15 protein-coding genes, 2 tRNA genes and 1 riboswitch are annotated in these 22,819 nt (G+C 66.4%); of the genes, 8 read left to right on the forward strand and 9 right to left on the reverse strand.

Features of this window, described 5'->3' with window-relative positions:
- Positions 1 to 125 precede the first annotated feature (125 nt).
- Both Q1X76_RS01605 and Q1X76_RS01610 read right to left on the reverse strand, forming a co-directional pair.
- Positions 126 to 1,826, reverse strand: a complete 1,701-nt coding sequence (locus Q1X76_RS01605) for a CHAD domain-containing protein (protein ID WP_300717613.1) — start codon at positions 1,824 to 1,826, stop codon at positions 126 to 128.
- 485 nt (positions 1,827 to 2,311) lie between these two features.
- Complete coding sequence (locus Q1X76_RS01610; RefSeq protein ID WP_300717614.1) at positions 2,312 to 5,569, reverse strand: DEAD/DEAH box helicase; 3,258 nt, start codon at positions 5,567 to 5,569, stop codon at positions 2,312 to 2,314.
- Between the two features lie 195 nt (positions 5,570 to 5,764).
- On the opposite strand from Q1X76_RS01610, the gene Q1X76_RS01615 reads away from it, so the two are divergent.
- Entirely contained in the window at positions 5,765 to 7,375 is a 1,611-nt protein-coding gene (locus tag Q1X76_RS01615; protein WP_300717615.1) for a peptide-binding protein, read from the forward strand.
- A gap of 400 nt (positions 7,376 to 7,775) precedes the next feature.
- Positions 7,776 to 8,846, forward strand: coding sequence for a hypothetical protein (locus Q1X76_RS01620; protein ID WP_300717617.1), 1,071 nt, complete (start codon positions 7,776 to 7,778; stop codon positions 8,844 to 8,846).
- A 240-nt stretch (positions 8,847 to 9,086) separates the two neighbouring features.
- On the opposite strand, the gene Q1X76_RS01625 is transcribed toward Q1X76_RS01620, so the two are convergent.
- The 5 genes from Q1X76_RS01625 to Q1X76_RS01645 form a co-directional block, all read right to left on the reverse strand.
- Positions 9,087 to 9,162 (reverse strand) — tRNA-Asn (locus Q1X76_RS01625).
- Between the two features lie 72 nt (positions 9,163 to 9,234).
- Positions 9,235 to 9,310 (reverse strand) — tRNA-Asn (locus Q1X76_RS01630).
- A 69-nt stretch (positions 9,311 to 9,379) separates the two neighbouring features.
- Positions 9,380 to 10,063 (reverse strand): epoxyqueuosine reductase QueH, encoded by a 684-nt coding sequence (locus tag Q1X76_RS01635; protein ID WP_300717619.1) that lies wholly within the window; start codon positions 10,061 to 10,063, stop codon positions 9,380 to 9,382.
- The gene (locus Q1X76_RS01640; protein WP_300717620.1) at positions 10,036 to 12,687 is read right to left on the reverse strand and encodes an Rne/Rng family ribonuclease; all 2,652 of its coding nucleotides are present in this window, start codon (positions 12,685 to 12,687) and stop codon (positions 10,036 to 10,038) included. Before Q1X76_RS01640 ends, Q1X76_RS01635 begins: the two co-directional genes overlap by 28 nt.
- Positions 12,688 to 12,980: 293 nt before the next feature.
- Positions 12,981 to 13,673 (reverse strand): metallophosphoesterase, encoded by a 693-nt coding sequence (locus Q1X76_RS01645; RefSeq protein WP_300717622.1) that lies wholly within the window; start codon positions 13,671 to 13,673, stop codon positions 12,981 to 12,983.
- Positions 13,674 to 13,744: 71 nt separating this feature from the next.
- Here Q1X76_RS01645 and Q1X76_RS01650 point away from each other — a divergent pair, with 71 nt between their 5' ends.
- The 6 genes from Q1X76_RS01650 (at position 13,745) to cobI (ending at position 20,000) form a co-directional block, all read left to right on the forward strand.
- Positions 13,745 to 14,362 carry a 5-formyltetrahydrofolate cyclo-ligase gene (locus tag Q1X76_RS01650; RefSeq protein ID WP_300717623.1) on the forward strand — a complete coding sequence of 206 codons (618 nt, stop codon included), beginning with the start codon at positions 13,745 to 13,747 and terminating at the stop codon, positions 14,360 to 14,362.
- Positions 14,353 to 15,099: a polyphenol oxidase family protein gene (locus Q1X76_RS01655; RefSeq protein ID WP_300717625.1), complete on the forward strand. Its 747-nt coding sequence runs from the start codon at positions 14,353 to 14,355 to the stop codon at positions 15,097 to 15,099. Before Q1X76_RS01650 ends, Q1X76_RS01655 begins: the two co-directional genes overlap by 10 nt.
- A 413-nt stretch (positions 15,100 to 15,512) precedes the next feature.
- Positions 15,513 to 15,694, forward strand: a riboswitch (cobalamin riboswitch).
- Positions 15,695 to 15,850: 156 nt separating this feature from the next.
- Positions 15,851 to 16,900 (forward strand): iron ABC transporter permease, encoded by a 1,050-nt coding sequence (locus tag Q1X76_RS01660; protein WP_300717627.1) that lies wholly within the window; start codon positions 15,851 to 15,853, stop codon positions 16,898 to 16,900.
- On the forward strand, positions 16,900 to 17,850 hold the full coding sequence (locus tag Q1X76_RS01665) for an ABC transporter ATP-binding protein (RefSeq protein WP_300717629.1): 951 nt from the start codon (positions 16,900 to 16,902) through the stop codon (positions 17,848 to 17,850). Before Q1X76_RS01660 ends, Q1X76_RS01665 begins: the two co-directional genes overlap by 1 nt.
- A complete protein-coding gene (locus Q1X76_RS01670) occupies positions 17,840 to 18,790 on the forward strand; it encodes an ABC transporter substrate-binding protein (RefSeq protein ID WP_300717630.1) in 951 nt (316 codons plus the stop codon). Before Q1X76_RS01665 ends, Q1X76_RS01670 begins: the two co-directional genes overlap by 11 nt.
- A gap of 487 nt (positions 18,791 to 19,277) precedes the next feature.
- Positions 19,278 to 20,000: a precorrin-2 C(20)-methyltransferase gene (cobI, locus tag Q1X76_RS01675; protein ID WP_300717814.1), complete on the forward strand. Its 723-nt coding sequence runs from the start codon at positions 19,278 to 19,280 to the stop codon at positions 19,998 to 20,000.
- Positions 20,001 to 20,287: 287 nt separating this feature from the next.
- Here the strand turns inward: cobI and Q1X76_RS01680 are convergent, their stop codons facing one another.
- Positions 20,288 to 21,289 (reverse strand): homocysteine S-methyltransferase family protein, encoded by a 1,002-nt coding sequence (locus Q1X76_RS01680; RefSeq protein WP_300717632.1) that lies wholly within the window; start codon positions 21,287 to 21,289, stop codon positions 20,288 to 20,290.
- 413 nt (positions 21,290 to 21,702) lie between these two features.
- Positions 21,703 to 22,710 carry a hydrogenase expression/formation protein HypE gene (gene hypE, locus Q1X76_RS01685; protein ID WP_300717634.1) on the reverse strand — a complete coding sequence of 336 codons (1,008 nt, stop codon included), beginning with the start codon at positions 22,708 to 22,710 and terminating at the stop codon, positions 21,703 to 21,705.
- Positions 22,711 to 22,819 lie beyond the last annotated feature (109 nt).

The raw sequence follows: 22,819 nt of genomic DNA on the forward strand, positions 1-22,819 counted from the left end.
CGAAGGAAGCTACGGGCATCGACAGCAACGCGCGACCGGATGGCGGCCGGAGGCCGTGCCCGTTGCGACGAAGGAAGCTACGGGCATCGACAGCAACGCAAAGGGCTTCCTTATGCGTCCTGAGCCTAGTCGCCTTCGCTGAAGGGGAGCTGCGCGCTGCCAGGCGGTGGGGAGAGCTTGCGCGCCAGACGGCACAGATCGTCCCGGCCGCTTTCCGTCCAGTCGGTGAGGAAGGCCATGGCGTGGCGGTGCATCTCCTGTTCGCACCAGTCCGCGTAGTCCTGCAGTCCGTCGGCCTCCGGCAGCTGCCGCCGTTCTTCCGGCAGCCGCTGCAGATGGCGCAGGGCCGTGGCCGCGGCCACGGCATTGTCGTGCATCAGGCCCAGGCTCTCCTGACAGCGGCGGCAGAGGCGGATCAGGCGTTCGCCGTTCTTGCCGCCGTGCATGCCGAAAAAGACCATCAGATAACGCAGTTGCTTGAAGGCGATGCGCATATTGTGCAGCAGGTCTTCGGGCACCAGCTGGCCGTGCGTCCAGCGGTCGTGGGCAAGGATGTCGCGTGCCGCCTGGTCCACGCCGGAAGCCATGATGTCGTCCAGGGTCAGGGGCCGTGCCCGGCCGCGCCTGTCCAGGGCGGGACGGCAGGTCTTTTCCGTGCTGTTTTCGTCCAGCTTGCGCAGCAGCTGCCGGTAGGCGTCCGAGGCATAATGCGCGGCGGCCCGGGACAGGGCCCTGTCCCGCTCCTGCCGCAGGGCGTCGTGGAGGCCGCGCAGCCCTGCAGGCAGATCGTCCGGCCGGAAGCCGGCCGCCAGGGCCTCGTCGCTCTCGCCGTGCCCGCCGGCCGCCGGGGCTGGCAGTCCGTCCGCGGGGCGCAGGGCGTAGTCCCGGATATGGCCCAGGAGCACGTCCGTATCGCGCACGCCGCCCAGCAGCTTGCGCGCCGTCTTCAGGTCCGGGACGATGTCGGCCAGCCAGTCCTTGCGCAGATGGGGCCGCAGACTGCCGAAGACCGAGAGCAGGCTGCGCAGGATGACGCGGGCGTCGTGGATGGGCTCCTCGTCCAGGGCGCCGTCGCTGCGGGCCAGCTCATGCAGGGCCCTGGCCTGGCGTTGCAGGTAGGCGCTGAAATGGCTGGCGAACAGGCGTCCCGAAGGCGGCGCGGGGACGGGCGCGGCTTCGGTCTCCTCCGCATCGGAGGTCCAGAACCATTCCAGTGCGGCCTTGCCGTACAGGCGTTCCCAGAGCGGCGCGTGGATGACCAGCTGTTTGCGCAGGCGCAGGGGCGTGCGGACCCGGATGAGGAAGAGGACGGGGGGCTCGCCGGGCAGGCGCACTTCCAGCGGATCGAAGCGCAGGGCGAAGCGGGCCACCTGCACGACGGCCGCCAGCGCCAGCGCCGTCTGGCGCTGGGGATCGCCGGGCGGGCAGTCCATGGCGCTCAGCAGCTGTTCCCCTCTGTCCAGGCGTCCCCTGCCTACGGTCAGGATGGTCAGGACCCTGGCCAGCAGCCGGTTGTGCGCCGGGTCGAGGCGCTTCAGGGGATGGGTGAGCAGGATCTCGCCCGCGTCGGGCGAGCCAGCGCCCAGCCCGGTCAGGGTGTGGGCCAGAGCGGCGATGGGGGCCAGTTCCCGGTCCAGGCCGTGGATCGGGGCCAGGGCGGCGAAGACGGAATGGACCAGCCCGGACTCGCGGTTGCGGGCGGTCAGGTCGATGCCGAAGAGTTTGCAGAGGCGGCGGAGCCCGCAGGCCTGCAGGGAAGGGGAATCGTTGCGCAGGCAGCGGGTTCCGCGCCAGAGCAGGGTGCGGGGGACAGGGGATCCTTCCATGCGTTGCCTCCTTGGACGGCGTGTACCGGCACGGGACATGTCGGGCCGGAAGGCCCTGCGCGCCGGGCGGGGAGATGCCTCCAGCATAGCCTGCCCGGCATGGGCATGCAAGGGGAGCGCTGCTGCGGGCCGTCTTCCTTGCGGTGAAGGGGGAGGGCTTTGCCCTGTTCCCGTGTCCTCCGCCCGCCTGCGCTGTCATGCGACAGCTGCCGGTACCCACAGCGGGGAAGCGCATCCTGTGCCGCCCCGGCCCGGAGGGGCTCCGTCTGTCCTGTCCCGAAAGCTCGCCTCCGCGTCCTGCGGGCATGGGCGCAGGACGCGGCCGCTCGGACGGACGACCGGAAGACGCCGTGAGCCCTGGACATGGCCGGAACGCCGGACAGAAGAGGATGACGGCCCCTCCGCCCGCAACACAGGGCAAAAACGGCGCGCGGGGAAAGCCTCCGCCTCCCTGCGCGCCGCCGGCGTTGCCGTGTGCTGTGCGTCTAGACTTCGAAGAGCATCTCCAGATCCTCGCGGGTCAGGGACTTCCAGGTGTCCTGGCCGGGGATGATGGCCTCGGCCACGCCGCGCTTGGCCTCCTGCAGCTTGAGGATCTTCTCCTCCACCGTGTTCTGGCAGATGAGCTTGTAGGAGAAGACCTGCCGCGTCTGGCCGATGCGGTGGGTGCGGTCCGTGGCCTGGCTTTCCACGGCGGGGTTCCACCACGGGTCGTAGTGGATGACGTAGTCCGCGCTGGTCAGGTTCAGGCCCGTGCCGCCCGCCTTGAGCGAGATGAGGAAGATGGGGATGTCCGGGCTGTTGTTGAAGCGGTCCACCTGCTCGAAGCGGTCCTTGCTGGCGCCGTCCAGATAGCAGAAGGGGATCTGCGAGAATTCCAGCCACTGGCGGATGATCTGGAGCATCTGCACGAACTGCGAGAAGACAAGCACCTTGTGGCCGCCTTCCACGATCTCCATGACCATGTCCTTGAAGGCGTCGAACTTGCCCGAGGGCAGGTTGTTGGAGAAGCCGGGCAGGTCGATCTTGAGCAGGCGCGGATGGCAGCAGATCTGGCGTAGCTTGAGCAGGGCGTCCAGGATGGACATCTGGCTCTTGGCCAGGCCCTTTTCGTCCACGTCGGCCAGCACCTGGGCGCGCAGCTTGCGGGCCAGGGCGGCGTAGAGCTCGGCCTGGGCCTCTTCCAGCGCGCAGCAGGTGACGCTCTCCACCTTGGGCGGCAGGTCCTTGGCCACTTCGGCCTTGGTACGGCGCAGGATGAAGGGCCGCACGCGGGTGCGCAGGTAGTCCAGGGTCTCGGCATCGCCGTCCTTGATGGGCTTGACGATGCCGCGCTGGAAGGCGTGCTGCGATCCCAGGAAGCCGGGCATGAGGAATTCGAACAGGCTCCAGAGCTCGAAGAGGTTGTTCTCGATGGGCGTACCGGACAGGCACAGGCGCATGCGGGCGTTGATGCGGCGCACGGCGCGGGCCGTGATGGTATTGGGGTTCTTGATGTTCTGGGCTTCGTCCAGGATGACGGTATTGAACTCGTACTTCTCCATCTCCTCCAGGTCGCGCCGCAGCAGGGCGTAGGTGGTGATGATGAGGTCCGATTCGGCGATATGCTTGAACATGCCCTCGCGGCGCGTGCCGTAGATGGTCAGGCGGCGCAGGCCGGGCACGAATTTTTCCGCTTCGCGCTCCCAGTTGGGCAGTACCGAGGTGGGCAGCACGATGAGGTTGGGGCCTTCGAAGCGGTGTTCCACCATATGCTGGATGAAGGCCAGGGTCTGCACGGTCTTGCCCAGGCCCATCTCGTCGGCCAGGATGCCGCCGAAGCCGTATTCCGAGAGGAAGTTGAGGTAGGCCAGGCCCTGCAGCTGGTAACTGCGCAGGCTGGCGTGCAGGGCCCGGGGCTGCGGCACGGGCCGCACCTCGCGGAAGGAGCGGATCTTTTCGCGCAGGTTGTTCCAGAAGGAGTCCGTGCGCGCGCCGGGCAGGTCTTCCAGCAGGCTGTCCAGCACCGGGGCCTCGAACTGCTTGAACTTGGTCTGCGGCGGTTTGCTGGGGTCCAGGCCCAGGGCGGTGAGCTTGTGGGCGATCTTTTCCAGCCAGGATTCCGGCAGGCTGGTGTAGGAGCCGTCCTTGAGCTGCACATAGCGCTTGCCGCGGGTCCAGGCCTTCCAGATCTTGTCCAGGGGCAGGGACTGGCCCTCGTAATCCACGTTGATCTCCAGGGAGAACCACTTTTCCTTCTCATTGCTCACCACCTCGGCGGAGATGGTGGACTTGGCCGTGCGCATCTTGTAGCGCGAAAGGGCCCGCTCGCCGTAGACGCGGTAGTTTTCCACCAGGGTGGGGTAGGAATCCAGCAAAAAGGCGATGGCTTCTTCCGGCTCCAGGAACCAGAGCTTGCTGGAACGGGCCTGGAAATCCATGCCCGCCAGTTCGTTCATGAGCTGGGCCTCCTCCTCCTGATGGCGGCGCACCAGATAGGTCTGGCCTTCGTAGGTGTAGCTGCCGGTCTGGAAGTCGGGGTTGGGCCCGTTGAGGGTGAACTCGCCGTGGCGGGTCTGGTAGATGTTGTCGATCTCCAGGGTCAGCAGGCTGCCTTCCTCGTCCAGGAAGAGCTTGGGATTGTAGGTGGCCGGCTGGAAGACGGGCTCCATCATGCGCAGGAAGGCCTGGGGCTCGTAGAGTTCGGACGAGGGCAGGCGCGTCCAGACGCGGTCCAGGAATTCGGAGATCTCCTCCTGCGGCACCACCGGGCGTTCATAGATGAGGTTATGCACCAGCGAGGGGTAGAGGCCCGTCTGCACGGGATAGAAATTGTGCTGGTAGCAGACCCAGAGCGGCATCTGGCCGTGGAAGGTGATGGGCGCGTCCTCGGGGGCGTCGTCCCCGTGCAGGCGGTCGCTGGGCGCGCCATTGGCGCGGATGGGCAGGGGAGGGCGCCCTTCGCGCTTGAGCAGCACGTCGAAGCTGAAGCCGCTGTCGTCGAAATTGGGCTTGAGCTTGAGGGTGAAGGGCGTGCTCTCGATGCGGCAGGGCCGGTCCGTATCCTTCCAGAGCAGATAATATTCCTTGCGCACGGCCCAGAAGAACCACGAGGTCAGGCCGTCGGGGATCTCCACGCGGTGGCCGTAATAGTCCAGATGCTGGCCGATCTGGCGGGCCACATGCGGCAGCTGGGGCGAGAACTCGCACCAGTCGGGATTGTTGATGATCTGCTGCAGGGTGATCTCGTTATGCACGCTGGAGAGGCCGGATTTGTTCTGCCGGCCCCGGAAAAAGGAGACCAGCAGGCGCCCCTGTTCCGGCTCGAAGCGGAAGATGAGGTAATGCTTGCCGGGCTCCGGCTCCATGTCGGTGGAGAAGAAGGAGCGGAAGCTCTGCCGCCAGTCCTTGGCCGGGACCGTGACTTCTTCGGCGTCGCCCTGTTCCTTGCGCAGTTCTTCCAGCAGGCGCAGGGCCAGGGCCGCCACATGGCGGCAGGTGCTGGTGAAGGATTCCGAGCAGTTGCACTGGTGGCGCGTGCTGCGGTCCGTGATGGAAAAGGTCAGGCTGGGCGTGTAGACCTGCAGGTCCTCGCCCTGGATGACGCCCTGCGCCTCCCAGGTCTCGCCCTCCTGGATATTTATTTTTTGCACCCCGCCTTCGGACAGGATATAGTAAGCCGTATCACGGATATACTCCGGGACGGCGTCGTGCAGGAAGGTCTGGCACATCTCCCTGACGACGTTCTGTTCTGATCTGCTCATGCTTACTCTCCCTGCCCGGCTCTCTCGCGGGCACCGTTGAAAAAAGCGGTATAGATTCGGGACTAATAGCACAAGCATCACTTCAATGGCAATAGAAGCGCATAAGCTATGAAAAAATATTTTATGAAGACCGAAAGCGGCCTCGCAGGCCGTCCGGCGGCCTGCCGGAGACGTGCCGCAGGGGCGTCCGCCAGGATGATGGCGGGCATTTTCCTGTTCCTTTTCCTGTTCTGCCTGCCGGCGTCGGCCGCCGAGGACGACGACCGGGAAGCCCTGCAGCCGGCCTACGGCGACCGCATCCTGCTGGGCAGCATCGGCGAGGCCTCCAACCTCATCCCCTATCTGACGGCGGACTCCGCCTCGCATGAGGTGGCGGATCTGCTCTATGTGGCGCCGCTGCGTTTCAACAAGGATCTGGAACCGGAATGCTGGGCGGCGGAAACCTTCAGCATGGAGGACGAAGGCCGCCTGCTGCGCTTCCGCCTGCGCCGGGGCATCCTCTGGGAGGACGGCACGGAACTGACGGCGGCGGACGTGGAGTTCACCTACAAGCTGGTCATCGACCCGGCCACGGGCAGCCCCTATGCCGACGATTTCCTCCAGGTCAGGGAATTCCGGGTCCTGGACCGCTACAGCTTCGAAGTGCGCTACGATCGCTTCTTCGCCCGGGCCGTGTCCAGCTGGATGAACCCCATCCTGCCCCGGCATGTCCTGGAAGGTCAGAACATCCGCACCACGCCCTTTGCCCGCAAGCCCCTGGGCGCGGGGCCCTATCGCCTCAAGCGCTGGGAACCGGGCAGCCGCATCGTGCTCGAAGCCTCGCCCAGCTATTTCCTGGGCCGCCCCTATGTGAGCGAGGTGGTCTTCCGCATCATCCCGGATACGGCCACCATGTTCATGGAGACCCGTGCCGGACGCTTGGACGTCATGGAACTGAGCCCGCAGCAGTATCTGCGGCAGACCTCGGGCAAGCAATGGGCCGAGGCCTTCCACAAGTACCGCTATCTGGCCTCGGTCTACAATTTCCTGGGCTTCAATCTGGAGCATCCCTTCTTCAAGGACAAGCGGGTGCGGCAGGCCATCTCCTGCGCCATCAACCGCGGCGACATCGTCAAGGGCGTGCTGCTGGGCCTGGGCGAACCGGCCTTCGGGCCCTACAAGCCGGGCACCTGGGCCTACCATCCGCATCTGGGCCCGGTCAGCTTCAACCCCGACAGGGCCCGCAAGCTGCTGGCCGAGGCCGGTTTCACGGACAGCGACGGCGACGGCATCCTGGACAAGGACGGCAAGCCCCTGGCCTTCACCATCCTGACCAACCAGGGCAACGAGCCGCGCATCCTCACGGCCACCATCATCCAGAGCCAGCTGCGGGCCGTGGGCATCGAGGTGCAGATCCGCACCGTGGAGTGGGCGGCCTTCATCCGCGAATTCGTCAATACCGGCCGCTTCGATGCCATCATCCTGGGCTGGACCATCACCCAGGACCCGGACATCTACGCCGTATGGCATTCCTCGCAGGCCGTGCCCGGCGGCCTGAACTTCATCCACTACAAGAACCCCGAACTGGACAGGCTGCTGGAGGAGGCCCGCGCCACGCCGGACCGCCGGCGCCGTACGGAGCTTTATCACCGGGTGCAGGAGGTGCTGGCCGAGGATCAGCCCTACTGCTTCCTCTATGTGCCCTACGCCCTGCCTGTGGTGCAGAACCGTTTTATGGGCATCAAGCCCGCGCTGGCGGGCATCATGTACAATTTCGACCGCTGGTGGGTGCCCAAAAGCCTGCAGCGCTATGAGGTGACGCCGTAGGCGGGCGCTTGAAAGAGAGAAGACGACTTGAAGGGAGGGACCCCTCCCCTCAAACTCCCCCCTCCCCAAAAAACGCTCATAAGGTCTTACTGACAGGTCCCCGTCGCTGGCTAGAGGGGCAGGAAAAAAGCGGGCATCTCGACTGGGATGTCCGCTTTTGTATCTGGAACGTATCGTTGGTGAGACCGCCGTTTCACGATGGACTGGAAAAATTTAGCGGAGTAGCGTCCGGTAGCGAGGTCACCGACAAAAAAGAGGTGACATGCCGTTTTTATATACAGGAATTGCGCGATCATGCATGGTGAAAATAGCTGTTGCCTGCTGTCGTCCTCTGGGATAGCATCAAAATATATCTCGTTTCAGATATGTATATCAAGATAAGTTTTCTCTGAGGGGAAATATGATACACAAACTTTGCAGGATATGCAAGAATAAAAATCAATGGTGCTCCCCAACAGGTGACAAATTTGGAAATGGAGAAAGTTTTCCTGATAAGAACAATTTCGGCATTGAAGAATGGATTAATAGAAAAGAATGGCTGCTTAAAGGGTATGATGGGACAGATATAAATTGGCGCTATGCGCATATTACTGCTTTATGTACACAAAATCATGCGTATTGCGGTCAGGATGCCAGAGTCTTTCTTTTTACCTATACCGACGGGCAAGCACTGCTGGTCGGATATCTGGATAAGGTCCATATCCTCGATGCAAACGAAGCTGCATGGGCCGTCAGACGATTCCAGAAAGAGGGCTGGTTGGCTATAATGAGGGAGGAAGTACAAGAGGTCGGAGGAAAAGTTGCCCCTCTGTCAGATAAGAAGGTAAACGAAGATCCCCTTTGCCTTATCAATATACGCTTTCTTCCGAAAAATTTGCACCTTCTAAAAGAGCCTCGAGAAATTTCTGCTCCTTGGCGGTATACCAAGGCCTATGAATGCGCCAATTTGGAGGCGGCGCTTTTGTTGGACGAGTTGCCTGCACCGGCGGAGCCTACAGAACAGGGGCTGGCCAGGTATTCGGAAGCGGCCCGGCTGCGTCGGGCCATCAGTGCCAAGGAGTTCTTGCCCCGACAGGCTCCCATCCAGAATCGTCTGTATAGGCAGCTGGTGCGTGACTATGGCCCTGAGGGCTATCAGGTGCGCTGTGAAGATCACAGGGTGGACATCTCAATCCGTAGAAAAGGCTATACCGGATTTCTGGAAATAAAACCGGCAGACAGTGCCCGGGAGGCCATCCGTCTGGCCCTGGGACAGTTGCTGGAATACGCCCATTATCTGGAGGCGGACAGGGTGGATAATCTGGTGGTGGTCAGCGATGCCGCTCCCGAGGCTAAGGACATGAAGTATATCCGGCAGCTGCGGCAACGCTACGGCATCCCTTTGTGCTATGTGTACTGGCCCAGGAGAGCCGAAGAAATATCGCGGAAAGAGCTGGCGAAATGCGTGGAGCTTCCCGGCCGGAACGCCTGACGCCGGAAGGGAGACTATCCGTCAATTTTTACGGGAACCGTGCCTGTCTTCCTCAAAGAATCTTTTCTTTGGTTGCGGGTCGAAATCCCTCCCCGTGAGTCAGCGACGGGGACCTGCCATACAGACCAGAGGAAAGTTTTTTCGGGGGTGGGGGAGAGTTTGAGAGGGGGGCGGCCTTTGCAACGAGAAGCGCCATAAACGGAAAAAGCCCTTGCGAAAGATCGCAAGGGCTTGATCGTCTGGCTCCCCGAGACGGACTTGAACCGCCAACCTAGTGATTAACAGTCACCCGCTCTGCCGATTGAGCTATCGGGGATCGTTCAGATGTGCTTGTTGCAGCTTGGGGAAAGAAGGGCCTGCGCTCACGCGCAAGCCCCGATATCCTTTGTGGCTCCCCGAGACGGACTTGAACCGCCAACCTAGTGATTAACAGTCACCCGCTCTGCCGATTGAGCTATCGGGGAGTGCTGCAAAAGCAACGAAAGTTCTTGTACGGAAAACAGGCCTGTCCGTCAAGCGGAAAAAGCATTTTTTCAGGATTTTTTTAGCAGGCGCTGCAGTTTCTTGTCATAGCGTTCGGCCTCGCTGTAGACACAGCCGCAGTAGGGCTGGCGGTAGATGCCCCACTCCCGGGAAAGGTCGATGCCCGCCTGCCAGTCGGTGCGGAAATCGCGGTAGACGAAGCGGGGGCCCCGGCTCAGGGGCGCGTCTTCCGCGGCGGCGGCATGTTCCCCGGCGGCCCGGATGACGTCGTGGGGCTGGTAACGGGAGTAGAGCAGGCTGCTGCTCACATGGGCATAGCCGTGGGCGCGGGCATAGGCCACGGCGGCCTGCATGCGGCTGCCACAGCACCAGGCGCAGCGCTGCGGGGGCAGGTCGCGGCCGGCCACGGAGCGCAGCCAGGCCACCAGATCCCAGGTATCGTCCTGGCAGATGAGCCCGATGCCCAGCCGGGCGGCGCATTCCTCGGCGGCCTCGCGGCGGCGCAGGTATTCCATCAGGGGCTGGATGTTGGGGTTCATGTACCAGGCCGTGACCGTGAAGCCCTCGTCCTGCAGGCGCTTGACCGGCATGATGGAGCAGGGGCCGCAGCAGATGTGCAGCAACAGGCTGCGCTCGCCCTTCACGGGCGCAAATACAGGGGCCTGCCCCGAAGGGCAGGCCGCGGAAGTTTCGACAGGGCCGTCCGTTACGGACGGATACTGATTTCCAGACATTTGCCGTAGTCCTGTTCCATGTCGCGCAGGCTGTCGCGTTTGTGGTTGAGCAGATACAGGCCCAGTTCCCGCGTGGTCTCGAAGACGTACTTGTCGCCGCCGTGGGTGCGCAGGGCACGGCGCAGTTCACGCAGGGCCTGCAGGGCCTGCCATTCCAGATTGCGACGCTGGCCCGTGCCGCCGCAGAAGGGGCAGGGCTCCATGGTGATGGAAAGGGCCGAGGAGCCGGTGCGCTGGCGCACCAGTTCCAGCAGGCCGAAGGAACTCATGCGGCCCACGTCGTGGCGGGCGCGGTCGTTCTTCATGGCCGTGCGCAGGGTCTTTTCCACTTCCAGCACATGCTTCTTGTCGCGCATCTCGATGAAGTCGATGACCACCTGGCCGCCGATGTCGCGCAGCTTGAGCTGGCGGGCGATGGCTTCGGCGGCTTCCATATTGGTACGGTGGGCCATGGATTCGAAATTGACCTTGCCGGAGATCTTGCCGGAGTTGATGTCCACGGCCATCAGGGCCTCGGTCTGGTCAAAGACCAGGCGGCCGCCCGACGGCAGGGTGACCTCGCGGGAATAGATCTGGTCCAGCTGACGGCGCAGGCTGAAGCGCTCCCACAGGGGCATGCGCACGTCGGTATGCAGGCGCACCAGCTCCTTCTTGCGCGGGAAGAGCAGGGAAACGGTCTCGCGGATGCTGTCGGCCACTTCTTCGTTGTCCACCCAAATCTCGCAGACATCGTCGGTCAGGTAGTCGCGCACGGCCCGCTGCGGCAGGCCCGGCTCCTGATAGATGAGGGCCGGGGCCGAGACCTCGGTGGCCTTCTTGCGGATGTCCTTCCAGACGCGCTTGAGGTACTGCAGGTCGTTCTTGAGCGTGGTCTTGGTGGTGCCGGCGCTCACGGTGCGCACGATGACGCCCAGCCCCTGGCCGGGGTCGATGCCGTTCATCATCTCGCGCAGACGCGAGCGCTCCTCGTCATTGTCCACCTTGCGCGAGACGCCGATCTGCTCCTGCCCCGGCGTCAGCACCAGGAAGCGGCCCGCCAGGGACAGCCAGGTGGTGAGGAACGCGCCCTTGTTGCCGGTGGGCTCCTTGACCACCTGCACCAGTACTTCCTGGCCGGGCTTGAGCACTTTCTGGATGGGCGGGAATTTCTTGCCCTTGGTGGGCTCGTGATGGGCCAGCCAGTATTCGGGGTGGATCTCGTCGATCTGCAAAAAGCCGTTCTTGCCCGCGCCGTAGCTCACGAAGGCGGCCTGCAGGTTGGTATCTATATTATGGATGATGCCCTTGTAGATGTTGCCCTTGAGTTTGCGCTGGTGGAACATGTCCAGATAATATTCCTGCAGACGGCCTTCCTCGGCGATGGCCACTTCCACCTGCTCGCCGGGCAGCACGCTGATGAACATGCGGCGCTTGCCGGCAGCCACCTTGGCCTTGACCGCGGCGGCGCGCACGCTGCCTTTCTTGCTGCCTTCGCCGTCTTCGCCGCGACGGCGGGCACGGGGCTGGTCCAGGCTCTCCACATCGCCGGTGGCGGCTTCCCACAGTTCCTCGTCACTGGCGGCCCCGGCGGGAGAGGCCGTCCCGGCGGCCTCGCCGGCGTCGTTGCCGTCTTCGTCTTCCGTGCCCTCAATGGCCTGTTCCCGGTTCTTGCGATTGCGTCCGCGTCCGCCACGGCGGCCGCGACGGCTCTTGCGCCGGGGCTGTTCCCCGGCCTCGTCCTGTTCGTCGCCGGCGCTGTCCGCAGCGGCCGCGGCATCGGCACCTTCGTCCCCGGCCACGGCAGGGGGCAAGGGGGTGGAGGTCACGGCCTGCACGCCCATGGCGGCGTCGGGGAGCTTCATGGGTTCGGGCATTTGGCTCCCGGCTTCGGGAGCGGACCGGGGCGCATCCTGCGCGGCAGCTTCCGCCGCGCCGGTGTCCGCATTCTCGGTCTTCTTGTGCGGCGTGCGCTGGCGGCGCTGGGCACCGGGCGAACGGCGGGTCCCGCGACGGGGTGCCGCGGCATGGGGTGCGGCTTCGGCGGCTGCCTGGCCGTCCGCCTGACCATCCGCCTGACCATCCGCCAGAGCATCCGTCTGGCTGTCCGGCTGAGCGTCTGTCTGGTCGGGGGCGGGATCGGCTGTCCGCTGATCCCGCTGACTGGCCGCCAGAGCGTCGGCCGGGCTGGCGGCCTTGCCGGCCGCGGTCCCGGCATCGCCTGCCGCGGACAGGGGCCGGTCTTCCGGCGTCGCGGGCAGGGCAGTGTCCGCCACGCTGTTCGCGGTGTCAGGGGCATCGGCCGTTCCGGCAGGGGCGGCTTTGCGCCGGCCGGTCCTGCGGGCCGGTTTGGCGGGAGCCGCATCGCCCGGGGCCTCACCGTCGGGAGCGGCGGGATCGCTCTTCCTGCTGCGGCTGCGTCCCGGCTTGCGCGCGGGGCTGTCCTGGGCGGCCGTGGCCGCGGCGTCTTCCGCCTTTGCGGCGGCATCCTGCTCCGGGACCGCCGTTTCCTGGCTGGTCGTTTCCTGGGCGGGTGCGTCCTTGGTGCTGCTGCGACGGGAAGTGCGGCGTTTGGGAGTGGAAGGTGCTTCAGAAGTGTCAGGGGAAGCGGCCGTGTCAGGCACGGCCGGCGTATTTTCCTGGGTCATAAAAATCCTTTTGACCGCCTTGGGCGGTGAAATTTGTCAGCCTTTGTCCCGACTGGGGGAACAGGCCGTGCGACCGCAGTGGTCGCCATGCCCGCAACAGGGCACGGGCCTGTGGATGCCCGGGAAGGGCTCGGCGCGGAGACGGGAACAGGGGAGGGCGCCCGCCACAGACATGGCGGCGCTCCCGACGGCCGGGAAGGCCGCCGGAGGGGCAACGTCAGAGAGCGCGACACCGGGCCGCGCCTGACGGGCGGGATCAGACTGTCCGTCCCCCGCGGGAGCGCAAAGCTCCGCTAATCACGATTTTCAAGGACGCGCAGCTCCACGGACAGCGCGCCGCCGCGGGAACGCAGCAGCACATAGCCGCCCTGGGCCAGAGCGCCCGGATTCACCACAATGGTGCGACCCACCCGGTCCACGGCGCGCGCTTCGTGGATATGTCCGCACAGGCAGACATCGGGCTGGGCTTCTTCAAGGAATTCGCGCACGGCAGTAGAGCCCACATGGATATTGCCCGGGATCACGTCGCATGCGCTGTCCTTGGGCGGATTGTGCGAAACCAGCACGGTGTGGGGGTACTTGCGGGCTTTTTGCCAGCTGTTTTCCAGCCAGACGGCAAAAGCGGATTCAGGAAACTCGCTGGGCGTGCCGAAGGGCGTGAACGTGGACGCGCCGATGCCGAAGATGGCCGTATCGGGCGTGAGCTCGTGGACCTGGGTGTGCAGGTTGCAGCCCAGGCCGCTCAGCCATTCGTCCACTTCGGGGCGGTCCATGTTGCCGATCTGGGCCCAGATGCGGGGATTGTGCGCCCGCAGCACGTCCATGACCAGCTCGGCCTGCTTGACGCCGCCCGTGATGGTCAGGTCGCCGGTGACGATGATGCCGTCCGCCTGCGCCAGCTCAGGAATACGGGCAAACAGCCCGGGCTCGTCGTGAATGTCTCCAACGGCAATCCAGAGATGATCCTGTTCGTTGACGCTTGGCATGGCAGTGTTTCCTTTGTTATAAAGTCACTTCGCGAACTATGGCACATTTCAGCAAGGATGGAAAGACCTCTATGTCCCTTTCCCCCGATGACACCAAGAAGGAAGTGCGCGCCCGCATGCGCGTCCTGCGCCGGGAACAGGATCCGCTGCTGGCGCGGGAACGGGCCCGCGCGGCCCAGCAGGCCCTGCTGGACTGGGACGTCTGGCAGCAGGCGGAACGCGTGGCCCTGTATGTGGCCCTGCCCGAAGAAGTGCATACGGGCTATCTGCTGGCCGATGCCTGGCAGCGCCGCCTGCGCGTCTATTTGCCCCGGGTGCGGCTGGAGCGCGGCCTCATGGATCTGGTCCCCTGCACCCGCGTGGGCGACATGGCGGCCGGGCCCTACAAGATGCTGGAGCCCCATGCCGGGCTGCTGGGCATGGCCCCCTGCGTGATGGCCCATCCTGATTTTTGTCCCGATGTGGTCATCGTGCCCGGCGTGGCCTTCGACCGCTCCGGCAACAGGCTGGGCTTCGGCGGCGGCTATTATGACCGCTTCCTGGCGGCCCTGGCCGCCGTGTCCGGTCAGCACCGTCCCCGGCTCGTGGGCCTGTGCTATGCCTTCCAGGTGGTGGACGCCCTGCCTGCCCGGGACTGGGACAAGCCCGTGGACTGCCTGTGTACCGAAGAAGGATTGTCATGCCTGTAAGTTTCATCCCCTTTGTTTTTCCCGGCGTGGACCATGTGCGATGCGCCTTCCAGATCCGCCGGCAGGACGCCGGAGACGGCCCGTATGCCGGCGGCAACATCTCCCTCGCCACGGCCGATGACCGCCAGAGCGTCATCGGCAACCGCCGCGAGCTGCGGACGGCCCTGGGCCTTGCCCGCATGGCCGAGCTCAATCAGGTGCATGGCGACGCCATGGTCTTCGAGCCCGAGGCCGTGGAGCCCGACGCCGTGCCCTGCAGCGATGCCGACGGCATGGCCACCGCCCAGGCCGGGCTGGGCCTGGTCATCAAGACCGCCGACTGCCAGCCCATCCTGCTGGCCCACAAGAGCGGCCGTTTCGTGGCCGCCCTCCACGCGGGCTGGCGCGGCAACCGCTGCGACTTCCCCGGCTCGGGCGTGCGCCGATTCTGCGAGCATTACGGCGTGGAGCCGCGCGATCTGCTGGCCGTACGCGGGCCCAGCCTGGGCCCGGCCCGGGCGGAGTTCATCAATTTCGCAAGCGAGTGGGGCGACGGGTTCCGGCCCTGGTTCGATGACCAAAGCCGCACCATGGACCTGTGGGGCCTGACCCGCTGGCAGCTGGAGCAGGCCGGTCTGCTGCCGCGCAACATCTACGGCATCGACCTGTGCACGGCCAGCTGCAACCGCCAGTTCTTCTCGTACCGCTGCGTGAAAGCTTCCGGCCGTCAGGCCAGCGTCATCTGGCGTATGGACTAGGGCGGACGCTGGCCGCAGCTTGTTTGGGGAGAAGGGAAAGCCCGCATCTCTGCTGTCGATGCCCGTAGCTTCCTTCGTCGCAACGGGCACGGCCTCCGGCCGCCATCCGGTCGCTGCCCGCGCGAGAGGGCTTTGCCTTCCCCAGGTCCCCATCCTTTCTCCGGCGCGCTTTTTCCGAAGATCGCGGGATCCTGCGGCACGCATCCTGCGCTGGGAATGCGTGGCAGATGCTCTCTATTTATTTGAAATAAATTGTAAAAATCGTGCAATATGCCTGGGATGGCCGGAGACTTCGCTGGTGCTGAGGGGAAGGGGGAGAGCCCGGCTGGTGCACGGGGCCTTCCCCTTCCTCCTTGATCTGGGCCCGTCATGTCCCCTCTTCGTCACACGTTGACAAGCCGCGGCTCCCTGCCTAGAGTGGACGCGTCCATGGTCGCCGGAACCTGCCGGCGTCAAAAGGGAATCCCGTGCAAAGCGGGAGCGGACCCGCCGCCGTAAGGCCCGCAAGACCAGCTTCCTTCATGCGCCACTGGCAACGGGAAGGCCGGAAGCCGGGGGCCAAGCCGGAATACCTGCCGTGGACCGTGGCTGCGGGCCACGATACCGGTATCGGCACGGGTCTTGCCGAGGGAGCAAGGGAATACGGGCCTCTTCCACAAGTGTGGGAGAGGCTTTTTTTGCGGCCGGAGCACAGCCGGCGCAGCATACGGAAAGCAGGGGCGCGTACCTGTCCATGCGGGAAGAAGAAAGGATGTTTCATGACCCCGGCGCATCGCGGCGCCGCTGGTGCGCCCTGCTGCTGGCCGGGGTCTGGCTCTGTTCCCTGCCGCTGGCCTGTCTGCCAGGGCCTGTGCCCATCGCCGTGGGCGATGCGCTGCGGGCCCTGGGAGCCGTGCCGGGGCTCTGCGCTCCGGCGGACGACAGCATCCAGCTGGTGGTGGGCCAGATCCGTCTGGCGCGCGTGCTGCTGGGCCTGCTCTGCGGCGGCGCGCTGGCCGTGGCCGGGGTGGCCCTGCAGGGCGTGCTGCGCAATCCCCTGGCCGATCCCTTCACCCTGGGCATCTCGGCGGGCGCGGCCTGCGGGGCCAGCATCGCCATCGCGCTGGGCGGCAGTCTGGGCCTGTGGGCCGGAGGGCTGGCCGCAGGCCTTTCCGCGGCGGCCACGATCTCCCTCGCGGCCCTGCTGGGCTCGCTGCTGGCTCTGGGCGGGGCGCTCTGGCTGGGCAGCGGACAGGGTAGCTTCCGGCGCGAGACCGTCATCCTGGCGGGTATCGCCGTGGCGGCCTTTCTGGGCGCCGTGGTGGCCCTGGTCAAGGCCCTCAATGAGGAGTCCGTCACCAGCATCGTGTTCTGGATCATGGGCAGCCTGCAGGGCCGTGGCTGGGACAGCCTGCCGCTCCTGCTGGCCACCCTGCTGCCGGGCTTGCTGGTGGTGCTGCCGGGCTGGCGCAAGCTGGACCTGCTGGCCCTGGGCGATGAACAGGCCGCGCATCTGGGGCTGGCCGTGGGCCGCAGCCGCTTCTGGCTGCTGGCCGGAGCCAGCTGCATGACCGCCGGTTGTGTGGCGGTGGCCGGGGTCATCGGTTTCGTGGGCCTGGTGGTGCCGCATGTCTTGCGCCTGGTGCTGGGCAGTGCCCACGGTCCCTTGCTCTACGGTGCTTTCCTGGGCGGCGGCATCCTGCTGGTCTGGGCGGACGTGCTGGCGCGCGTGGCGCTCTCCGGCGGGCAGGAACTGCCGGTGGGCGTGGTGACGGCCCTGCTGGGCGGGCCCTTTTTCGCTTTTCTGGTACGGAGGCGCTGATGCTGCGGGCCACAGGCATCCGGGCCGCCTATGGCCGGAGTGGGCGGGAGATCCTGCACGGGGTTGACATCTCCCTCCAGCCCGGCGAGGCCGTGGCCCTGCTGGGGCCCAACGGCAGCGGCAAGACGACCCTGCTGCGCGTGCTGGCGGGCAGCCTGCCGCCCCTGGCCGGGACGGTCTGCCTGCAGGGGGAGGACATCCTCCGTCTTTCCCCGCGCGAGCGGGCCCGGCGTGTGGCCGTGCTCTCCCAGCGCAGCGCCGCCCCGCAGGGCATGACCGCCCTGCAGCTGGTCCTGCTGGGCCGCTACCCCTGGCTGGGCTGGTGGGGGGGCTACAGCGTCGGGGACCGTCGCGCGGCCTGCGCCGCCCTTGAGGAGACCGGTGCACTGGCCCTGGCCGGGCGGCAGGTGAGCGAGCTTTCCGGCGGGGAGCTGCAGCGGGTGGCCCTGGCCCGCATCCTGGCCCAGCAAAGCCCCGTGCTGTTGCTGGACGAGCTGGCCGCCGGGCTGGATCTGGCCCGGATGCTGGAACTTTTCGATCTGCTGGAGCGCCGTCGCAGGGCCGGTGCCGCGCTGCTGCTGGTGATGCACGACTGCAATCTGGCGGCCCAGTACGCCACGCGCCTGTTGGGGCTGCGCGAGGGGCGGGTGATCTTCGACGGGCCGGTGCGCCGTTGCTTCACGGCGGAGCGCTTGCGGGCGCTCTATGATGTGGAGGTGCGCCTGGTGGCGCATCCGGCCAACGGCCTGCCCCAGGCCCTGCCCCTGCGTCCCCGTGGCCCCGCATATCGCGGGGAGGCCGCCTGCGGAGGTGCCGCCCCTGGAGGCATGCCCCCCGGAGACGCGACCCGTGGAGGCGCCATCCGTGAAGATATCGTCAGTGAGGAGGCCAGCCGGGGAGACCGCCCCCGTGGAGACCGCCCTTGTGGAGAGGCCGCCCGTGACAGCTAGTTTTTTGCACCTGGGCTGGCGATTCGTCGCCCCCGGCTCCCGCCCGGGCCTCTGGCTGTGGCTGTGTCTGGGCCTCTGTCTGGTGCTGGGCTCCGTGCCGTCCGTCCGGGCGCTGGAACTGACGGACAGCCGGGGAGTGACGCTGCGGCTGGAGCGGCCCGCGCAACGCATCATCGCCCTGTACGGCGCGTTCAACGAGATCCTGCTGGCCCTGGACGCGCGTGAGGCCATCGTGGCCCGCACGGCGGCCGATGCGGTCATCCCCGGCCTGCGGGACCTGCCCGCCGTGGGCACGCACATGCGCCCCAATGCGGAGCTGGTGGCGGCCCGGCGGCCCGACGTGGTGCTGCAGCTGGCCGGGCGGCAGGAGGTGCTGACCCAGACCGAGGCCCTGGAGGCCGTGGGCATCCCGGTGCTGGTCTACGAGCTGCGCTCCTTTGAGCAGCTTTTCGCCGTGACCCGGGCCCTGGGCAGGCTCACCGGCCGCGAAGCGCGCGCCGGGGCCCTGGTGGCTGGCTGGCAGCAGCGTCTGGAGGCTCTGGAACGGCGCTACGCGGGACAGCCGCCGGTGCGCGTCTTCTACGAGGTGCGCTATCCCAATCTGCTGGCCGCCGGACGCGACAGCATCGTGGACGAGATCATCCGCCGTGCCGGGGGCCGCAATGTGCTGGACGCGCCGCAAAAGCTGGTGCGCTGCAGCGAGGAAGTGCTGGTGGCGCTGGATCCCGATGCCTACATCCTGCAGCAGGGCCCCATGAACCCGGCGCCGCAGGCCCCGGACCGGCGTCCCCATTACCGTGGCCTCAGCGCCGTGCGTCAGGGCCGCGTGCTGGTGGTGGACGAGCACCGTTTCGCGCGTCCCGGTCCGCGTTCCGTGGAGGCCGCCGAGCTGCTGGCCCGCTGGCTGCACGGCGAAGCGCAGGGCAGCGGCGGGGAGTGAGCGAGGTTTTTGGTTGGGGTGGGAAGGGCCCTTTGGCCGGAGCTCAAAGGAGCCCTCCCTCCCTCAAACTCCCCCCATCCCCCGAAAGCTCTTTTTCTGGTCTGCGGAAGGCGGCTGGGTCGCGCTGGGCGTTGCTGTACCAGCGGTCTCCGGGAGGAGAGGGCTGGAGCTGATTGGGGGCTGTGCTTTCAGGATCGGTAAAGGCCGGTCTTCGCGAAGAAAGAAAGGAAAACAGAAGGCTGTTCTCCGGGAAAAAGGGCGAAAGGGCGGGATACCGTCAGTCTCCGGGGAGAGATGCGGGCCAGATTTTTGAGTGGCCGAGCTTCGGACAGGCATGTTACCTGCCGGACGTGGGCCGCCCCTGAAGGGATAAGCGACGGAGGGGTGTCGTACTCTCATGTAACGGCGGCTAGCCTCGTTTTCCCTGTGGAAAGATGAAAGGAACAGTCTGTAACCGGGCGTGGGCCCGCAACGAGACGAGATGACCATGACAGGAACCCTGTACGCTGTGGGCGTGGGCCCCGGCGCTCCCGACCTGCTGACCCTGCGCGCCGTGGAAGCCCTGCGACGGGTGGACGTGATCCTGGCGGCGGCCTCGCCGCGCAATGACTATTCCCGGGCGCTGGAGACCGCCCGTCCCCACTTGCGGCCCGATGTGCGCCTGCAACGGCTGGAATTCCCCATGACGCACGACAGGGCCACCTTGCGGGCGGCCTGGGGAAAGGCGGCGGGCATCACGCGCGACGTGCTGCGCGGCGGCGAGAACGCGGCCTTCCTGACCATCGGCGACCCGCTGGTCTACAGTACTTTCGGCTATCTGCTGAAAACGCTCAGGGAGCTGGATCCGTCCCTGCCCGTGGAGATCGTGCCGGGCATCACGTCCTTCCAGGCCGCGGCCGCGCGTACCCGCACCATTTTGTGCGAGAGCCACGAGACCCTGTGCATCATCCCCGGCATCCGTGACGAAGGGAGCCTGACCCGAACGCTGGATCAGGCCGATTCCGCCGTCATCCTCAAGGCCTACCGGAATTTCCCGTCCATCGTCGCCGCGCTGCGCCGCAGCGGACGGCTGGAAAGCAGCCTGATGGCCAGCCATGTGGAGCAGCCCGAAGAACGGCTGGCCCCTGTGGCTGCCGTGGCTGATGAAGACGGCACGCCGCCCTATATGTCCCTGATCCTGAGCCGGAAAGGCCCGGGACAGGATGCCTGAGCCCGTCCGCAAAGCCTTCGCCCGTGCAAGATGGAGGCGGCACGTCCCCGGCCTTCCCCATCCCGGACCCGTCGGGCCCGGTGTCCTTTGCTCCGGTCAGGCCACGGTTCCGGGAAAGGCTGCTTCGCGCGTCCGGGGCCTGGGCTTCCTTGACTCCAAAAACAAAAGGACGCCGCAAGGCGTCCTTTGCTGTCCGCTCTCCGGCCCATGCCCTCTGGCACGGAGCCGGCGGTGCCTTGTGCCGGTGTGCCATGGCGTTCCCTGCCGCGTGCACGCCTCGCCGCGTGTCAGGCTCCCATGCCGCTGTCCGGCGTCGCGAGGCCCCGGGCGGTGAGGCCCCGGGCGATGGCTTCCAGATGTCGGCCGTCCGTGCCGCAGCAGCCGCCAAAGATCTTCATGGCCGTCAGTTCCCGCAGGTCCAGCATGCCGCGGGCCAGATCGTCCGGTGCGGAGGTCAGCAGGCTGGTGGCGTTGTCCATGGCCGCGTACGCCAGGGCCGCGGCATTGGCCTGGATGCCCTGAAAGCGCTGCCGGACCAGCTCCGTACGGTTGACGGGCTGGAGCAGGGCCTTGCGGACGATGTCGGGATGCACGCAGTTGGTCATGTAGCACAGCGGGGGCCGTTCCGTGCGGCTGTCGATGTGCCGGATGGCCGTATGCAGCGGGGTGCCGTCCACCAGCGTCCCCCTGGCCAGCAGGGTGAAGCTGATGATGTAGGGCAGGCCTGTGGCGGCCAGGGCCCGCGCCATGCCCAGGGCTTCCGGCAGGGTGGGCATGATGCCCGCGTACAGGAAATCCGCTCCGGCATCGGCCAGGATGTCGGCCTGCCAGGCATGGAAGCGCCGGGCTCCCTCCTCGTCCAGGGCGCCTTCGCCCGTATAGGCATCCCCTTTGCAGCCCATCAGGCCGCCGGCATAGGCGGGCGTCCGCCCCCACCGGGCCTTGAGACCGGCCAGCAGGGCCATGCAGTCGCGCAGCAGGCCCGCATCTTCCCCGGCCTGCCGCGTCCGTTCCCTGTTGGCCCGGCGGGTGGGCGTGGTGGCGAGGAAGGGCAGGCCGTGACGGGCCGCTGTCTGCCAGTAGCCCTGCCAGAGTTCGCACAGGGCGCGGCGTCCGGCCTCAGTGCGTGCAAAGGCGGCCAGCGCCACATGTGGATCGGGCGTGAGGGCGTATTCCCGCTTGAGGCGCTCGCCCAGCGCGCCTTCCAGCAGCAGGGCCTCGTACTGTTCGAAACAGCGGGCCAGGGGCAGCGGTCGTGTTACGCACGGCGTCGTGTCGGCATCATCCATGATGTGTTTTTCCTTGTGCTTCCCTGTTCGGGCTGCGCCGTCCCGCTCCGGCATCGCCGGCAGCGTTCGGGACAGCGGGACGGGGGGAGCGTCTGAGCGCTGTTCGTCCGCGCTCCGTGCCGCCCTCCCCGAACGGCCTTCGCCGTACGGCCTTTCCTTGCCTGGCGGGCGTTCCCGGAGAAAATGCCTGTCCGCAGCGGCAACAGGCACGGTCTGCGCGGCAGGGCCCCTGCCGGCAAAGCGCCGCAAAAGCGCGTCCTCCCGTGCAGGGGGCTTTCCCCCCCGACCGGCGACGGGGACCGGCCATGCGGCCCAAACAAGGTTTCGGGAGGGAGCGCGGGGGAGGGAGGATCCTTTGCCCACGAAAGCCTGACCTCTCCCGCATCCTGTCCTTTTCCCCCAAACCCTCCTTTCTAGCAGATGCGCGGCAGCTGGGCGCCTTCGAGCATGCCCAGCAGGCGCTGGCCGCCGATGCGGGTGCGCAGGCGCACCTGACCGGGCTTGCCGTCGTCGGCCACGCGGCCGATGATGGCGGCTTCCGTGCCGTAGGGGCTGGCCTGCATGGCGCGCAGGGCGGCTTCGGCCCTGTCCCGGGGCAGGATGCAGATGCATTTGCCCTCATTGGCCAGATAGAGGGGATCGAGCCCCAGGAAGGAGCAGCCGTTGCGTACGCTCTCATGCACGGGCAGCAGGTCTTCCTCGATGTCGATGCAGACGGCAGACTGCTCGGCTATCTCGTTGAGGGTGGTGGCCAGACCGCCGCGGGTGGGGTCGCGCAGCACATGCACTTCGCCGCAGGCGGTGATGATGTCGGCGATCATGTGGTTGAGGGGGGCGGAGTCCGAGGCCACGTCGGTGAGGAAGGACAGGCCTTCGCGGCTGCCCATGACGGTGAGGCCGTGATCGCCCAGGGCGCCGCTGACCAGCACGGCGTCGCCGGGACGGGCGGCGTGGCCGGAGGGCACGGGCGAGGCGAAGACCTCGCCCACGCCGGTGGTATTGATGAAGATCTTGTCGCACATGCCGCGCGGGACCACCTTGGTGTCGCCGGTGACGATATGCACGCCGGCGCTCTGCGCGGCGGCGGCCATGTCGGCCACCACACGGTCGAGGATGGAGAGCTCCAGCCCTTCCTCGATGATGCAGGCGCAGCTCAGATAACGGGGCCGGGCGCCCAGCATGGCCACGTCATTGACCGTGCCGTGCACGGCCAGGGTGCCGATGCTGCCCCCGGCGAAGAACAGGGGGGTGACGGTATAGGAGTCCGTGCTCATGGCCAGCGGGCCCCTGATGTCCAGCAGGGCGGCGTCGTCCATGCGGTCCAGCAGGGGGTTGGAGAAATGGCGCATGAAGCACTGGGAGATGAGCCGTTGCGAGGCGCGTCCGCCGCTGCCCGCATCCAGCAGAATGCGATCGTCCATGATGATCCCGGTGGTCTTGGAGTTGCGGCCGGGCGTCGCTGCGGCGCGGGCCGGAAAGGACGGGGAAGGCGGGCCTTCCCCGTCTGTCCAGAGGCGGGATGCCGTCGCC

This window comes from uncultured Desulfovibrio sp., from assembly GCF_949282365.1.
GTDB lineage: Bacteria > Desulfobacterota > Desulfovibrionia > Desulfovibrionales > Desulfovibrionaceae > Desulfovibrio.

Coding starts and splice junctions, on each gene's coding strand:
- Q1X76_RS01605 (WP_300717613.1), bottom strand. CDS start 1,826: ATGGAAGGATCCCCTGTCCCCCGCACCCTGCTCTGGCGCGGAACCCGC.
- Q1X76_RS01610 (WP_300717614.1), bottom strand. CDS start 5,569: ATGAGCAGATCAGAACAGAACGTCGTCAGGGAGATGTGCCAGACCTTC.
- Q1X76_RS01615 (WP_300717615.1), top strand. CDS start 5,765: ATGATGGCGGGCATTTTCCTGTTCCTTTTCCTGTTCTGCCTGCCGGCG.
- Q1X76_RS01620 (WP_300717617.1), top strand. CDS start 7,776: ATGATACACAAACTTTGCAGGATATGCAAGAATAAAAATCAATGGTGC.
- Q1X76_RS01635 (WP_300717619.1), bottom strand. CDS start 10,063: ATGTCTGGAAATCAGTATCCGTCCGTAACGGACGGCCCTGTCGAAACT.
- Q1X76_RS01640 (WP_300717620.1), bottom strand. CDS start 12,687: ATGACCCAGGAAAATACGCCGGCCGTGCCTGACACGGCCGCTTCCCCT.
- Q1X76_RS01645 (WP_300717622.1), bottom strand. CDS start 13,673: ATGCCAAGCGTCAACGAACAGGATCATCTCTGGATTGCCGTTGGAGAC.
- Q1X76_RS01650 (WP_300717623.1), top strand. CDS start 13,745: ATGTCCCTTTCCCCCGATGACACCAAGAAGGAAGTGCGCGCCCGCATG.
- Q1X76_RS01655 (WP_300717625.1), top strand. CDS start 14,353: ATGCCTGTAAGTTTCATCCCCTTTGTTTTTCCCGGCGTGGACCATGTG.
- Q1X76_RS01660 (WP_300717627.1), top strand. CDS start 15,851: ATGTTTCATGACCCCGGCGCATCGCGGCGCCGCTGGTGCGCCCTGCTG.
- Q1X76_RS01665 (WP_300717629.1), top strand. CDS start 16,900: ATGCTGCGGGCCACAGGCATCCGGGCCGCCTATGGCCGGAGTGGGCGG.
- cobI (WP_300717814.1), top strand. CDS start 19,278: ATGACAGGAACCCTGTACGCTGTGGGCGTGGGCCCCGGCGCTCCCGAC.
- Q1X76_RS01680 (WP_300717632.1), bottom strand. CDS start 21,289: ATGGATGATGCCGACACGACGCCGTGCGTAACACGACCGCTGCCCCTG.
- hypE (WP_300717634.1), bottom strand. CDS start 22,710: ATGGACGATCGCATTCTGCTGGATGCGGGCAGCGGCGGACGCGCCTCG.